Genomic DNA, 14,229 nt, shown 5'->3' with positions numbered 1-14,229 from the left:
GCATTCAATTTTCAGCGAAGTGTAACACCATGGCTCAAATCATCGACATGCCCAAACTCAGCGACACCATGACGGTGGGCACGCTGGTAAAATGGCTCAAAAAGGAAGGCGACCCCGTCAAAACCGGGGATATTCTCGCCGAAGTCGAAACCGACAAAGCCACGATGGAGCTGGAAAGCTTTTTCGACGGCACACTGTTGAAAATTTTCTCCCCCGAAGGCTCGCAAGTCCCCATCGGAGTGGCGCTTTGCGCCGTCGGCAAACCCGGCGAAACCGTCGAGGCGCCAAAACCGCCCGCCGGATCGAGTGGCACGGGCGACTCGCCCGTGGGATCGGGTGGCATGGCCGACCCGGCCATGTCTTCGGAACACGGGCGGGCCGCCTGCGCCCCCCAACCCGCCGAACCGCCCAAACCGGACGCCGCAAGCGACGCCCCCGCCGCGCCCGCGCCGGTTCCGGCCACCCCGCCAAAACCGCAAACCGAGGCGCCCCGCATCCCCAACGAACGCATCCGCATCTCGCCGCTCGCGCGCAAGTTTGCCCGCGAAAAAGGCATCGACTACACGCGACTCCAAGGCAGCGGACGCGGCGGGCGCATCGTGCGCGCCGACATCATCGCCGCGGCGGAAAACCCCTCGCTCCTCGCGCCCGCCTCCACCGCACCCACCGCCGCCGGAGGCCCGTCCAGTTCCGCATTCCGCGCTCCGCATTCCGCATTCTCCACCGGCCCGATCCAGGAGGAGCGCACTGTCGTCGTCGGCAACATGCGCGCCACCATCGCGCGCCGCCTCCTTGAGGCGAAGACGACCATCCCGCATTTTTATCTCGATATCGAAGTCGACGCCGAGCCGCTCCTCGTGTTGCGCCAGCAACTCAACGCCGCGCTCGAAAAGCAGGGCGTCAAACTCTCGGTCAACGACTTCATCCTCAAGGCCAGCGCCGAGGCGCTCCGCCGCGTGCCCGCGGTGAACGCCTCGTGGGAAGGCACGCAAATCCGCTACTTCGGCGGGGCGCACGTCTCGTTTGCCGTGGCGATCGAGGATGGCCTCATCACGCCCGTCATCCGCGACGCGCACAACAAAAGCGTTTTCCAAATCAGCGCCGAGGCGAAGACGCTCGGCAAGCGCGCCAAGGAGAAAAAACTCGCGCCCGCCGAGTTCACCGGCGGCACGTTCTGCGTGAGCAACCTCGGCATGATGGGCATCACGAAATTCAATCCCATCATCAACCCGCCTAACTCGGCGATTCTCGGCGTCGGCACGACCGTGACAAAACCCGTTGTGAAAAACGGCCAGATCGTGATCGGCCAGACGATGGGGCTCACGCTCAGTTGCGACCACCGCGTGGTGGACGGCGCCCTCGGCGCGCAATACCTCGCCGCGCTCAAGCAACTCCTCGAAGCCCCCGCGCTGCTGCTGGTGTGACGGAGCGGCGGCGGGTTGTCTTTGCTCGCAGAGGGAGCGGCGGCGTGGCGCAAGATGCGAAACATGATTGCGTTTCGATCATGAACATGCACCGTGTGCGAACTGTCTGCTTTCCTCTGCAAATTCTTCAGTTGGTTGTTTTTCTTTCCAGCCTATGAAATCCTCACTCCCCCGTAATGTTATTGTGGCAGTTTCCTCAGCGTTCGTTGTCTTTATGAGCGGTTGCGCCAGCACCTACCGTGTAGCGTTCGCCCCTGAAACACAAGGCAAGCTCGCGAATACAGCCGGAATCGTGGCCGTCGAAAAAGATGAAATCGGCACGAGCATAGATCCGTCCGGCGCGGGAGTTGCCGTTGGCGGCTTGATCGGCGCGATAGTGGATTCCGCGGTCAACAGCAGTTCGTCGAAAAAGGCGGAGGCCGCGGTCGCCGATGTTCGTAACGCCTTGATTGAATATGCCTTTGACCGCGAAATGAGCGACGCCTTTGCCCGGCGTTTTTCGGACGCGCCCAGCGTGTCCCTGCTTTCCGTGGTCGTTTCCAAAAACACGGCGGCACCGGAGTTGTCGCGGCTTGTTAGCGAGTCCACCGCCGATGCGGTCGCCGTTGTTTTTGTGCGCCACCTTCTTTCCCCCGATTTTGCGGAGGCCGTGATTCCGGTCGAAATCGTGGTGTGTGCCAAATCCGCCGAACTAACGGCGTTGGCCAAACCTCGGAAATACGGCGACCAGGAAGTGCCGGTTTTGTATCGCAATAAATTTCAGTCGATTTGGCCGCTTCCTCCCGGTGTGAAAAGCACGGAGCAGGCGCGCGAAAAGTATGCCGCCGCATGGGCGATGGACGGCGGTGTGCATGTGCGCAACGCGCTTCAAACCGCGTGCAACGAAATCGCCGAGCTTGCCTATTGGGACGTGACGCAACCGGCGAGGGAAAATTATTCGGATATCCCGGGCGAAACGCGCCGGACGCATATATACAACATGAATTCCCGCATTCCCTCGAACGCCAAGCTCATCAAGACCGAAAATGGCCGCGTGTGGGTGCGGCTCGCCGACGGAAGTCTCCATGCGCAAGCCGAATAATAAAAAGCATGCCGGGGTTTTTGCGTGGATCGCCCTAGTGCTGGTTTGTGGCGGCTGTGCGAGTTACGACCCCATCAAACTCAGCTTGGCGCCGCCGGAAGCAAAGCATGTGGGCACCGCATTCGTGGCAGCCCGCTCGGTCGCGGTAACCGTGCTGCCTTATAATGAAACCAGCGCCGGTTCGGTGTATCGCAAAAGAGTCGTCACCTCCGGTCTTGACGACCGCGTTGCGGTTGAACTGCGGAACATGAGCACGGCGGATGTGCGCATAAACGCACAGATCACTGAACAGGAAAATATTTCTTCCGAAGCGCAAACGGATACCGCCGGCCAACGAGACACGCGACAAACAGTGATTTCCATAGCAAAAGCCTACTTGCACGAGGTTTACCAGACCAAGTCAGCAGTCGTCGTGCTCAAGCTCGAACGCGAGGGAATCCCGGCAAGGTATTTTCGCGGCCAAGTCACGGGCCTGATATGGACCGGCAGTGATAGCGAATACCAGAATGCCTTGATCAAGGCGTTACACAAAGCATTGCAAGAAATGCGGCCCGAATTGATGAAAACCATCGAAACCAGCTGAAACGCGATGCGTGTTTTGCAGCTGTTTCATGCGCGATATATTTGTCCAAGGCAGAGGGTGTTGACGTTGCTCTTGAGCTTCATCCCGCGGGGTTGTCGATTTTGTTGATGCGGGCGAGGTGGCGGCCGCCCTCGAACTCGGTGGTCAGCCACACGCGCACAATTTTTAGCGCTTCTTCTTCGCTGATCGTGCGCTGGCCGATCGAAAGCACGTTGCCGTCGTTGTGCGCGCGATTCCAGATCGCCACTTGTTCGTTCCAGCAAAGCCCGCAGCGAATGCCTTTCACGCGGTTCGCGACGATTGCCTCGCCATTGCCCGAGCCGCCAAGCACGATGCCGCGTTCGTATTCGCCGCGCGCAACCGCCTCGGCCACCGGGCGGACAAAGTCGGGATAATCGCACGCCGCCTCCGAATGCGCGCCGAAGTCGCGCACTGTGTGCCCGGCTGAGAGAAGCATGGTTTTGATGGTTTCCTTGTATTTGAAACCGGCGTGGTCGGAACCAATGGCAATCTGGAATGTTTTCATGGATGCGTTTGCAAATTGTTTGAACCTGCCGTTGATTAGGCTGTCTTACCCAAAAGCCTTTTTCCCGGCACCGCAAAACATACTTCCTGTTCATTTTTTATGAAAGTCCAAAACATCATTGCCATCGCGCTTTTTGCTTTTGTCGCGCTGCTTTTCGCGGGTTGCTCAACCACTTCCGGCCGCATCAAGAAAAACCAGCCGCTTTTTGACAGTTTCCCCGCCGAGGTGCAGTCCAACATTCGCGCAGGCAAGGTTGATATCGGCTACACGCCGGACATGGTTCTGATGGCGCTCGGCGAGCCCGACCGCCGTTACACGCGCACCACCGAGCGCGGCAACTCGGAAGTATGGGCTTACAGGTCGAAGGCGCCTGCGATTAGCTTTGGGCTCGGCGTCGGCGGGGGCGGACGCACTTCGGTTGGCACGGGCGTTGGGATTTCGACGGGCGGGGATCGTTCCGACGACAAGGTTCGCGTTATTTTTGAAAACGACAGAGTCACCTCGCTGGAGCAGGCGAAGTGAGTTTTTTACCTCCCTGATGCTTGCAACATTGTCAGGTCGCGTGCGTCATAGATTGCGTAACGTGCATCCGCACTTTTAGCGAAATTAACAGAAGGAAGGCCATACACATGAAAACCAAGATAACGTCCCTTGCGCTGGCGGTCGCGGCATTGGTGATCGCGGGCTGCTCGACGCCCTCCATGCGCATCAAGCACAACCCCGAATTGTTCGCCTCCATCTCCGCCGCCGACCAGGAGCTTATCAAGCAGGGGCGCGTCGCGCTCGGGTTCACGCCCGACATGGTGAAGCTCGCGCTTGGCGAGCCGGATCAGATCGCCCAAAAAATCGACAAAACCGGCACGACGGTGACGTGGCGCTATCGCGGTTACGACGCCTCGGCGGATTATGGATTTTACGGTTACTGGGGCAGTCCATATTCGATGCGTCCGCGTTATTGGGGCGGTTATTACGGCTGGTCGGGATACTACGGCACTCCCTCGACCATTAACGATTACCTGCGTGTGACATTTCGCGACGGCCGCGTTGTGGAGATCAACCAGCTTCGCTGATCGCAAAAACATTCTCGGAGGCACCGTCGGGGCGGGATTTGGGCGCAAAAAAACCGGAGCATCCGGCTCCGGTTTGAAATTTTTTTGTGCTGCCGCAGATTGCTCAGAGCTCCTTCACATTGAGCTTTTTAAGGAGTTGTTTGAGGATTTTTCCAGACTTGAACTTAACAACGGCGCGTTCGGGGATGATGACCTTGTTTTCGGGCTTGTTGGGATTGCGTCCCACGCGTTCTTTGCGGCGTTGCACCTCCAGCACACCGAAGTTGCGCAACTCGACATTGCGACCCTCAGCCAGCGCTTTCATGATGATATCAAGCGTCATCTGCACAGTTGATACAATTTCCTTTTGGGGGAATTGGGTTTTTTCGTAGATTTCCAATACGATCTCGCGTTTGGTCAGATTTGAAGGCATAGGTATTAATGAGTTGAGTTATTTTTAAGCTATTTGCGGTTAAATGGTTTGCAATCTAAATTATACGTTAATCAGGAGTTACTAGGATATGAGTGATAAAGATTCACAAGAGCCAACGGATCAATTGCCTAAAGAGATTCGCGATCTGATGAAAAGTTCCCCGTTTAAGACATTTTTTGTAGGGAAATCTGAAAATAATCCGGAATCCCCGGAGGAGGGTGATCAGGGGGTCGAGGCGCGTGAGGAAACCTTGAAGCGAATTCAAGGCTTCAACTTGAAGCCTCGCGAGATACGCGATTATCTGGATCGTTTTGTGATCCAGCAGGCGGAGGCTAAAAAAGTGCTCTCGGTGGCCATTTGCGACCACTATAACCATGTGCGCCAGTGCATCGAGAACCCGTCCTTGCGCGAAATCGATTATGCAAAACAAAACATCCTGTTGCTCGGGCCGACCGGCGTCGGGAAAACCTACCTGATGCGCTGCATCGCGCGGCTGATTGGTGTTCCTTTCGTAAAGGCTGATGCGACAAAATTTTCTGAAACAGGTTACGTGGGCGGTGATGTCGAGGATTTGGTTCGCGATTTGGTGAAAGCCGCCGATGGCGACGTGGAGCTGGCTCAATACGGCATCGTTTACATCGATGAAATCGACAAAATCGCCTCGTCGGGAAGCATCACCGGCGGCGGCGGGCGCGATGTGTCGGGGCGCGGCGTGCAGATAAACCTGCTCAAGCTGATGGAGGAGACCGAGGTCAACTTGCACAGCCAGACCGACCTCGCCGCGCAAATGCAGGCGATGATGGAAATGCAACGCACGGGTCGCAGCCGGAAGCGCACGATCAACACGCGGCACATCCTGTTCATCGTGAGCGGCGCGTTCGACAAACTCTCCGAGCAGATCAAGCGCCGTGTGCAAAGCAGCAGCATCGGGTTTGCCGCGGGAGCGGCGGGCGCGGTGGCGGCGGCTCGGGCGCATGTGACGCACGACAGCGATTTTCTGCGCCTCGCGCAGTCGCGCGACATTATTGACTACGGCATGGAGCCGGAGTTTGTGGGGCGCCTGCCGGTGCGCGTGGCGTGCCAAGCGCTCACCGCGGCGGATTTGGAAAAGATCCTCGTCACCTCGGAAGGCAGCATCCTTTCGCAATACCGCGCCGACTTTGCCGGCTACGGCATCGACTTCGAAATCACACAACCCGCTGTATGCGAGATCGCCGCGCAGGCGTATCAGGAAAACACGGGCGCGCGCGGATTGATGACCGTGCTTGAGCGGGTGTTTCGCAATTTCAAGTTCGAGCTGCCCTCGACCGCCGTGAAAGCCTTTCGTGTTGACGAAAAAACCATCGCCGAGCCCGAGGCCGTTCTGTGTTCGTTGCTCAGGGAAAACGCGCAAAAGCAGCACGAGGTGCTTCGCGCCGACGTGAACGCATTCGCGCAACGCTTTCAGACGGATTACGGCTTCGAGCTGGTTTTTGACGACGGCGCTGTCGATGTGCTGATCGAGCAAAGCCTCGCCGCCGACAAAACGATCCGCGCGCTGTGCGAGGACAAGTTTCACAACTTCCACCATGGGCTGAAGCTCCTTGTGGCGGACGACGGCGGTGACGGCTCAAAGCGCTTTGTCATCACCCGCGACGTTGTCGAAAACCCAGACAAGGCGATCTCCCGCTGGGTCGTGGAAAGGTTCAAAAAAACGAGCTGAGCGTTAAGATTTAAGAAGCGGGCCGCCATCAATTGCGCGGTTTGTTTTCTGATTTCCCAAAGCTTAATTCCCAAGTCTTAATTCTCACGATGTCCTCCCAACACACTTACACAATCGCGCCGGGAGTGCGCTCGATTCGCGCCGACAAGGCGCTTGCGATCGGCTTTCCCGAGCACAGCCGCTCGGCGTTGCAGCGCGCGTTCGACGCGGGACTGGTTTTGCGTGGCGGCGTCGCGCTCACACGCGACTCGGCGGTGAGCGGCGGCGATGAGATTGTGTTTTCAATGCCGCAAACCAGGCCGTCGGAATTGAGGCCGGTGAAAATCCCGCTCGATGTTTTGCATGAGGACAAGCACCTGCTCGCGATCAACAAGGCCGCGGGAATGGTTGTGCATCCGGGCGCGGCGACGGGCGAGGACACGCTTGTGCACGCGCTGCTCGCGCACTGCAAAGGCTCGTTGAGCGGCATCGGCGGCGTGGAGCGCCCCGGCATCGTGCACCGGCTCGACCGCGAGACTTCGGGCGTGATGGTGATCGCCAAAACCGACGCGGCGCATCGCGGCCTGGCGGAGCAGTTTTCGGCGCGTTCGTTGCAAAAGGAATACCTCGCGCTCGTGAACGGCGCGCCTTCGCTCCTGAGCGGCAGCATCACAAAAGCCATCGGGCGGCATCCTTCGCAACGGCACAAAATGATGGCATTCGAGGATTCCGCCCGGAGCCTCGCGCCGGAGGAGAAAATTGCGGAGTTCTACGATTTGGAGGCGGATGAGGACGAGAACACTTCCGTGGTCGCGGGCGGCGGGCGTCGCAAGTCCGGCCCACGCGACGCGCACACGGATTGGGAAGTCGTGGAACGCTACGGCAAAATCGCGGCGCTTGTGCGCTGCGCCATTCACACGGGCCGCACGCATCAAATCCGCGTGCACATGAAATCGCTCGGCCATATTTTGCTCGGCGACGCGGTGTATGGCTGGAAGCGCGACGCGCGCGTTCCGGAAAAATCGCAACCCAAGCGCGTGATGCTGCACGCGGAGCATTTGGTCGTGACGCACCCGATCACCGGCAAAACCCTCGACCTTCGCGCCCCCGTGCCAAGGGATTTTTCCGCAATGGTGAAAGCCCTGAAAACCGCGGCAAAAAACGCGACGAAAACAGCCTGACAGGGTAGGGCGAACCGTCCCGGTGAGCCGTTCACTGTTTCGGCTCACCGGGACGGTTCGCCCTACCAAATCAAATCCCATGGGACGCCGGTGTGTTTATATTCGCTTCTCGGTGAAGGCGCCGGCGGCTTTGTAGTTTTCGTATCGGCGGAGATGGATTTTGTGATTTTCCATGTTCGGCGTGTAGGCGCGGATGGCGGGTTTGCAGAGCGCTTTTTGCGCCGCCTGCACAGTGGCATGCACACCCGCCACGACGGATGCCTGAATCGCCGCGCCCAGCGCGCCGGTGTGATGGCAGGCCGTGACTTGGATCTCGCGCCCGAGCACGTCGGCGAGGGTTTGCATCACGAAGGGGGATTTTTGCGGGATGCCTCCGGCGGCGACGAGGCGTTCGATTTCAATGCCGTTGTCAACAAGGTGGGCGATGGCCGTTTTGGTCGCGAATGCCGTCGCCTCGACAAGGGCGTGATAGATTTGCGGCGCGGTTGTCGAGAGCCTCAATCCCATGAGGCTTCCCGTCAGCGTGAAGTCTGCCGAGGGGCTGCGGCGTCCGTTCAGCCAGTCCGTGGCGAAGGGGGCGTTTTCGTCGGGCGCGACCGCCGGCGTCGCATCCAGTTCGCGGAGGATTTTACCGCGGGTTTCAGCGATGAGTTTTTGTTTTGTCCCGTCGTCGATCAGGTTGCTTTTGCGCAGGATTTCCTCGAGGGGATAGCTCAGGAATTTTTGGAGCCACGCATAGACGTCACCAAAGGCGGAGAGACCCATTTCGAACCCGACAAGGCCTGGGATGATGGAGTTGTCGCCCTGCCCGTAGATTCCCTTTATCATGCGGTCGCCCAGGATTTCGCGCGGCACAACCGTCATGTAGCAGGCCGAGGTTCCTATGTTGAGCGCCATCGTTTTATGGGCGACTCCCGCACCCACCGCGCCGCAATGCGCGTCGATTGTTCCGGTGCCTATTTTCACGTCGCGGGGCAGGCCAAGGCGGTCGGCCCATTCCGCCGTGATTGTGCCGGCGGCCTGGTCGCAGGTGTAAATACTCGTGTTGAGGCGGCTGGCGAATTCCGGCAGGTCCGGCTCCAGTTGCGCGAAAAATGACGGCGGTGGATAACCGCCCCATCTTTCAGACCACAACCATTTTTGGCTGACGGCGCAGTAGCCCATTTTCAAATCGGCGGTGTTGCTCACGTCCGCGAGGAGCGCGGGGATGAAGTCGCAGAGTTCGATGGCGGCATGGGCGTGTTTTTTGATTTCCGGTTCGTCGCGGAAGATGTGCGTTATTTTTGACCAGAAGTTTTCCGAGGAGTAGTGGCCGCCGGTGTGCACCGAATAATCGACGGGCGACGCCGCGCACAGGGCGGTGATTTCGGCGGATTCCTTTTCGCCGGTGTGGTCTTTCCAGAGGACAAACATCGCGTTGGGGTTTTCCGCGTATTCGGGGCGCAGGGCGAGCGGGCGGCATTCCTTGTCCACGAGGCAGGGCGAGCTTCCGGTGGTGTCGGCGGAGACGGCTTTTATTTGTTTTGCGATTTCGGGGTGGGCCGCGGTCAGGTTTCTGATCACGTTCGTCAGGCCCTCGATGTGGTCGAGCGGATGCTGGCGGAATTGCGTCTTTTGCGCGTCGCAATACAGCCCTTGCGACCAGCGGGGATAATTAAAAACGGCGGAGTCGATTTCCTCGCCGGTGACCGCGTTCACCAACAGGGCGCGGACAGAATCCGTGCCGAAATCGAGGCCTATGACATGCGGGGCGTTGTGCATGATGATTTGTTGCCAGTTTTTCTGAATCAAAAAGGTGTTGCGTGCGAGTCGCAACCATAGGGACGCATACACTGGCGTGCGCCCTCGTATGCGAAAGACTGTTTGCGTGCGTTCGCGGAAAGCGGGCGGGCATTAGGGCGCACGCCAGGTGCGCCCCTACGAAAACGCATGTGCGCATTTCGCATTTTCATGCCAAATTACGCCGCGAGGTTTACACCGTCTTGCGTCAGTCGGTTCCGGAGCGCGTTGACATCCACGGCTGACACGGCGGCGTTTGCCTTGAGGCACAGGGCGGCGGCGGTTCCGGCGGCCTGCCCCAATCCCATGACCGAGGCTTGCACGCGCACGGAGGCCGAGGCGATTTCGTCCGAGGAGAATGATCTGCCGGCAACCAGAAGGTTCGGGAAGCCGGGCGCGATCAGGCAGCGGTAGGGAATGAACGCGGCGTTCTTGAGGAACTCGCATCGTTGCTGCGTCGTTTCGGAGGCGTGTATGTCAACCGGATGGCATCCGCGCGAGATGGCGTCGGGGAAATCGACCGCGTTGAGGTATTCGTCGCCGGTGAGCGTGTGGGCTCCCTTGATGCGGCGCGTCTCGCGAACACCGGTTTGCGTGGCGGTGCCGATCAGGCTTGAGTTGCGGAACGCGGGGATGTGTTCGCGAAGAAGTCCGGCGAACAGATGGGCGTGCTCGCGCAGAAGGCATTCCGTGTTGGTGGCCTCGCGATTGTCCGCCATGTCGGCTTGCGCGCGCGTCATGTTGAGAAGCACGATTCCGGGGGCCAGCACGCCGCAATACCACGGGCCGCCGAACACGGGGATATCCTGCGTTTTGCGCAGCTCGGTGAGCGTTTCGCGGATGGCGAGATCGTGATAATTAACCCCTTGCTGGCTGTGCCGGATCATCGGCAGCGCGCCGGTGTCCACGCCGCCGAGCATGAAAATGAGCGAGGCCGGTTGCAGCGGTTTGGCTGAGGGCTGCATCGGAACGCCGGCTTGCATGGCGAGATCGGCGTCGCCTGTGCAATCGATGAAATACTTCGCGGTGAGGGCCTCCGTGCCGTTTTTGTTTTCCATGATCACATGGGTGATGCTGTCGCCTGTTTTTTGGCAGCCGCTCAGGTAGGAGTGGTAATAGAGCGACACTCCGGCCTCCAGAAGCATGCGCTGGGCGGTGAGTTTGTATTTCTCGGGCGAGAAGGTGATGTTGCCGAGCGGCTTTTCCTCCTCCGCGCCGCCTATTTCCATGAGCCGCTCAACGAACTCCCATGGCAGGCCGCCGATTATCCGGCGTCCGTTGTAATTGAAAACGCTGATCGGGGCGACGAGTCCGGCGGTGGCCATTCCGCCCGCAAACCCATATCGTTCGATGAGCGCGGTGCGCGCCCCGCCTCGCGCGGCGGCGATCGCTGCGATGAATCCGGCGGGGCCGCCTCCGCACACCACCACGTCGTATTGCCCCGCGACGGGGACGTTTTTTGTCTGTGTGATTGATTCCATGATTTTGTTTTTCCGGAAAATTGTTCAGCCGGCGTTTGAGTTTTTTCGTTTCGCCCTGATGCCGTGGTAGAGCAGGAACGCCAGTGTGGACAGGCCGAGGAAGATGCCTCCGTAGAGCAGCATCGAGCCGCGGTCGTCCTTGTTGCCGAGGGCGAGCAGCACCATCGCGAGGCCGATGGCGGCGTAGGTGCCCATCATGATTTTGAAGGCCATGTTCGAATACATCGCGCCGGCCTGTTTGTTCTTTTGGATCTGTTCCGCGGTCAGCACCTCGTCCTCTTTCTTGTAGCGCGCGGCGATTTTGAGGAATCCCTCGGCCTGCGGTTTTTTCCACAGGATGAGTTCGAGGATGGTCAGAATGGTGACGGGGAACACCAGGCCGATGAAGGCGTCGACAAACGTGGGGTGCCGGCTGACAACGTCGGGGAATAGCAATCCGGCCTTCACCAAAATGGCGGTGCCGAAGGTGATGCCCATGCTTATGAAGACGGATTTCTGGCCGATGCGCTTGGAGAACAGTCCCCATATCGACGGAATGAAGAGTGGCGAAATGACCAGCGTGAGGAACGACACGACCACGCGCTCGGCGCCACCGAGGAACGGGATGAGAATGGCGACCAGCGTGATGAGCGAACCGTAGATGAACGTGAAAACACGCCCGACCCGCATCAATGTCCTGTCGGTTGATTGCGGACGGAGGGATTTAAAAATGTCGTAGGTGAAGACGTTGGCGTAGACGTTGAGCGTGCCTGAAACCATGCTCATTGTCGCCGAGAGCATGGCGGCCATCATCATTCCCAGCATGCCCGTGGTCAGGATGTATTGGCTCATCAACATGTAGGCTTGCTCGGGATTGGCGTCGGGATTGATGACGCGGTAAACCAGCGCCGGCACATAAAAAAACAGCGGCGTGACGAAATAAAGACCGGCGACAAGAAAGACGCTCTTCTTCGCATCCCGGGGCGTCGGCACGCTGATGTAGCGTTGAACGAAAGCCCAGTCGCCGCCGATCATGAAGGCGTGCAACAGGCACCACAGGATCATCCACACCCAGGAATACTGGCTGGTGAAAAGGGAGAAATACTCGGGCGGCGCCTTGGCGATGAACTCTTGAACCCCGCCCACGCTGTTGAACGAGAGCGGAATCATGATGAGTATCATCGCTATGAGGATCGCAAACTGCACGACGTCGGTCATCAGCACCGCGAGAAATCCGCCCGCCGCCGTATAAACGAAGGTGATAAGCCCGAGCACGATGACCGCGCAGGTGATCGACAGGTGGCCCGTTCGCGGATCGGCGAGGAAATGGCCCTCGGGCAACGGCATCAGCGCCACGGCCATGATTGCGACGGCGTAGAGCGCCACGGCCGTGTGGACTCCTTTGCCGATCATTCCGAAAACAGTGTAGAAGCGGATGGTTGGCTTGCCGAAGCGGATGCCGAGATATTCCGCGGGAGAATTAATGCGCATCCGCGACCATTTGCCGGCGAGAAACAATCCCACGAGCAGCGACGCGAAACCCAGCATGAGCCCCACGACAATCGCCACCACGCCGGAACGGTAGGCGACGCCGCCCCACACGACAAACGTCCCCGCCGAGAATATTGTCATGTAAGTGGACAGGCCGGAGAGCCACCACGAGGAGTTTCTTCCGGCGATAAACATCTCCTTGGAGCTTTTGATCCTGCGCCCGACCGTCGCTCCCAAAATCAAGAGTCCGACGAAGTATAACAATATGATCAGGTAGTCGATTGAGGTCATGTATTGATTGGGTAAATGGGGGGAATTGATTGCTGCTCCATTCAACAGGCTTGCGCAACAAATGAAACGCAAAGCGAACTGAAAGCGTTAATGTCCGCTCGGGCGGCAGTGCTTGACCGCGCAATTTCCGCCTGAAAACTTCGGGAACATGTCGAAGCTCATAAAGGTTACCCTCACGGATGTCGCGAAGGCTGCGGGGTTGAGCATTGGCGGCACTTCCTACGCATTGCGCGGACATCCGAACATCTCGCGCGCGACCGTGGAGCGCGTGCGAAAGGTGGCCGCGGAGCTCGGCTACAAGCCCGACTTGCGCATCAAATCGCTCATGGCAAACATCCGGCGCGGGCGGCGTCTTGAAAAAGGGGAAACCCTTGCCCTGGTCTGGATCAACACCCCGCGCGAATTGTCGGGGTTGGCCACGGCCACGCGGGAATTCGCAAAAAACATCCTGCTCGGCGTGACGCGCCGGGCGGAGCAGCACGGCTGCGCGCTTGACCAGTTCCGGCTCTTCGGGGACGGGCTGTCCCCGGCGCGCCTGTGGAAGATACTGGTTTCACGCGGAATCTCCGGTGTCATTTTCGCGCCGATGGATTGTCGCGGGAGCATTGCACTGGATTGGGATTGGAGCCCCTTTGCGACGGCGGTCATCGGCCACACGGAGTTCACGCCGTCCATAAGCCGCTCGGCGCATTTTCATTATCGGAGCGTCTGGCGGGTGCTCGAACGCCTGGGCAGGGAAGGGCACACCCGCCCGGCGATCATTCTCAACCAGGAGGTGCAGGAGCGCATCCACTTCATGCAGACGGCCGCGTTCATCACGAATCACCCGAATCCAAAAGATGCGATGAAATGCGTCGCCTACGGAACGCCCAAGGACTTTTCGCCAATGGAAAAATGGCTGCGAAAAACAAAGCCGGACGTGCTGATAATGGCATGGCAAATCGACCGGCAGGCAGTCGAGTTGATACGCAGAATATCGCCCAAGACCCGCAAGATAATCACGCTTGAATGGCATCCGCAGGGCGTCCTCTCCGGGGTCAATTTGCGCAACGACGAGCTTGCGGCAAACGCCGTGGACATGGTGGTCGCCCAAATGCACGCAAACAACCTCGGCGTCCCCGAGTGTCCGGTCTCGATGTTGATGGACGGCATCTGGAAAGACGCGCCGTAATCAGACTCCGGAAGGGTGGGGCGCGCTCGTCGAGCGTGCCGGGAATATTGAATGCAAACACGGCGGTTTCGGCGAAACC

Annotated in this window: 13 protein-coding genes; 8 read left to right on the top strand and 5 right to left on the bottom strand. The window is 59.0% G+C overall.

All coding sequences use genetic code 11. From position 1 onward, the window contains the following. Positions 1-29: 29 nt before the first annotated feature. The 3 genes from M2447_RS00260 (at position 30) to M2447_RS00250 (ending at position 3,088) form a co-directional block, all read left to right on the top strand. On the top strand, positions 30-1,424 hold the full coding sequence (locus tag M2447_RS00260; RefSeq protein WP_277556821.1) for a pyruvate dehydrogenase complex dihydrolipoamide acetyltransferase: 1,395 nt from the start codon (positions 30-32) through the stop codon (positions 1,422-1,424). A gap of 214 nt (positions 1,425-1,638) precedes the next feature. Continuing rightward, positions 1,639-2,505, top strand: coding sequence for a hypothetical protein (locus tag M2447_RS00255; RefSeq protein ID WP_277556819.1), 867 nt, complete (start codon positions 1,639-1,641; stop codon positions 2,503-2,505). Continuing rightward, positions 2,489-3,088: a hypothetical protein gene (locus M2447_RS00250; RefSeq protein ID WP_277556818.1), complete on the top strand. Its 600-nt coding sequence runs from the start codon at positions 2,489-2,491 to the stop codon at positions 3,086-3,088. The genes M2447_RS00255 and M2447_RS00250 overlap by 17 nt, the downstream gene beginning before the upstream one ends. A gap of 79 nt (positions 3,089-3,167) precedes the next feature. Here M2447_RS00250 and rpiB read toward each other — a convergent pair whose 3' ends face one another. Next, positions 3,168-3,614 (bottom strand): ribose 5-phosphate isomerase B, encoded by a 447-nt coding sequence (gene rpiB, locus M2447_RS00245; protein ID WP_277509685.1) that lies wholly within the window; start codon positions 3,612-3,614, stop codon positions 3,168-3,170. 99 nt (positions 3,615-3,713) lie between these two features. Between rpiB and M2447_RS00240 the strand changes: the two genes are divergently transcribed. Together M2447_RS00240 and M2447_RS00235 are read left to right on the top strand one after the other, a co-directional pair. Beyond that, positions 3,714-4,136: a hypothetical protein gene (locus M2447_RS00240; protein ID WP_277556816.1), complete on the top strand. Its 423-nt coding sequence runs from the start codon at positions 3,714-3,716 to the stop codon at positions 4,134-4,136. A gap of 107 nt (positions 4,137-4,243) precedes the next feature. Then, positions 4,244-4,684 carry a hypothetical protein gene (locus M2447_RS00235; protein ID WP_277509687.1) on the top strand — a complete coding sequence of 147 codons (441 nt, stop codon included), beginning with the start codon at positions 4,244-4,246 and terminating at the stop codon, positions 4,682-4,684. 103 nt (positions 4,685-4,787) lie between these two features. Here M2447_RS00235 and M2447_RS00230 read toward each other — a convergent pair whose 3' ends face one another. Next, on the bottom strand, positions 4,788-5,096 hold the full coding sequence (locus M2447_RS00230; RefSeq protein ID WP_108823761.1) for an HU family DNA-binding protein: 309 nt from the start codon (positions 5,094-5,096) through the stop codon (positions 4,788-4,790). A 250-nt stretch (positions 5,097-5,346) separates the two neighbouring features. Here M2447_RS00230 and M2447_RS00225 point away from each other — a divergent pair, with 250 nt between their 5' ends. Both M2447_RS00225 and M2447_RS00220 read left to right on the top strand, forming a co-directional pair. Beyond that, a complete protein-coding gene (locus M2447_RS00225; protein ID WP_277556814.1) occupies positions 5,347-6,798 on the top strand; it encodes an AAA family ATPase in 1,452 nt (483 codons plus the stop codon). Between the two features lie 89 nt (positions 6,799-6,887). Then, entirely contained in the window at positions 6,888-7,958 is a 1,071-nt protein-coding gene (locus M2447_RS00220; protein ID WP_277556813.1) for an RluA family pseudouridine synthase, read from the top strand. 96 nt (positions 7,959-8,054) lie between these two features. On the opposite strand, the gene M2447_RS00215 is transcribed toward M2447_RS00220, so the two are convergent. From M2447_RS00215 to M2447_RS00205, 3 genes are all read right to left on the bottom strand, one after another. Then, positions 8,055-9,719 carry a ribulokinase gene (locus tag M2447_RS00215; protein WP_277556812.1) on the bottom strand — a complete coding sequence of 555 codons (1,665 nt, stop codon included), beginning with the start codon at positions 9,717-9,719 and terminating at the stop codon, positions 8,055-8,057. 197 nt (positions 9,720-9,916) lie between these two features. Continuing rightward, positions 9,917-11,218, bottom strand: coding sequence for an FAD-dependent oxidoreductase (locus tag M2447_RS00210; protein ID WP_277556810.1), 1,302 nt, complete (start codon positions 11,216-11,218; stop codon positions 9,917-9,919). Positions 11,219-11,242: 24 nt separating this feature from the next. Then, positions 11,243-12,979, bottom strand: coding sequence for a hypothetical protein (locus M2447_RS00205; protein WP_277556809.1), 1,737 nt, complete (start codon positions 12,977-12,979; stop codon positions 11,243-11,245). Between the two features lie 148 nt (positions 12,980-13,127). Here M2447_RS00205 and M2447_RS00200 point away from each other — a divergent pair, with 148 nt between their 5' ends. Next, positions 13,128-14,150 (top strand): LacI family DNA-binding transcriptional regulator, encoded by a 1,023-nt coding sequence (locus tag M2447_RS00200; RefSeq protein WP_277556808.1) that lies wholly within the window; start codon positions 13,128-13,130, stop codon positions 14,148-14,150. The last annotated feature ends 79 nt before the right edge of the window (positions 14,151-14,229 follow it).

This window comes from Ereboglobus sp. PH5-10 (genome assembly GCF_029504735.1).
Classification (GTDB): Bacteria; Verrucomicrobiota; Verrucomicrobiia; order Opitutales; family Opitutaceae; genus Ereboglobus.
This window is presented reverse-complemented; position numbering and strand designations above follow the sequence as displayed.

What these genes read in the sequence shown, in the direction of transcription:
- M2447_RS00260 (WP_277556821.1), top strand. Translation starts at nt 30, where the DNA reads ATGGCTCAAATCATCGACATGCCCAAACTCAGCGACACCATGACGGTG.
- M2447_RS00255 (WP_277556819.1), top strand. Translation starts at nt 1,639, where the DNA reads ATGAGCGGTTGCGCCAGCACCTACCGTGTAGCGTTCGCCCCTGAAACA.
- M2447_RS00250 (WP_277556818.1), top strand. Translation starts at nt 2,489, where the DNA reads ATGCGCAAGCCGAATAATAAAAAGCATGCCGGGGTTTTTGCGTGGATC.
- rpiB (WP_277509685.1), bottom strand. Translation starts at nt 3,614, where the DNA reads ATGAAAACATTCCAGATTGCCATTGGTTCCGACCACGCCGGTTTCAAA.
- M2447_RS00240 (WP_277556816.1), top strand. Translation starts at nt 3,714, where the DNA reads ATGAAAGTCCAAAACATCATTGCCATCGCGCTTTTTGCTTTTGTCGCG.
- M2447_RS00235 (WP_277509687.1), top strand. Translation starts at nt 4,244, where the DNA reads ATGAAAACCAAGATAACGTCCCTTGCGCTGGCGGTCGCGGCATTGGTG.
- M2447_RS00230 (WP_108823761.1), bottom strand. Translation starts at nt 5,096, where the DNA reads ATGCCTTCAAATCTGACCAAACGCGAGATCGTATTGGAAATCTACGAA.
- M2447_RS00220 (WP_277556813.1), top strand. Translation starts at nt 6,888, where the DNA reads ATGTCCTCCCAACACACTTACACAATCGCGCCGGGAGTGCGCTCGATT.
- M2447_RS00215 (WP_277556812.1), bottom strand. Translation starts at nt 9,719, where the DNA reads ATGCACAACGCCCCGCATGTCATAGGCCTCGATTTCGGCACGGATTCT.
- M2447_RS00210 (WP_277556810.1), bottom strand. Translation starts at nt 11,218, where the DNA reads ATGGAATCAATCACACAGACAAAAAACGTCCCCGTCGCGGGGCAATAC.
- M2447_RS00205 (WP_277556809.1), bottom strand. Translation starts at nt 12,979, where the DNA reads ATGACCTCAATCGACTACCTGATCATATTGTTATACTTCGTCGGACTC.
- M2447_RS00200 (WP_277556808.1), top strand. Translation starts at nt 13,128, where the DNA reads ATGTCGAAGCTCATAAAGGTTACCCTCACGGATGTCGCGAAGGCTGCG.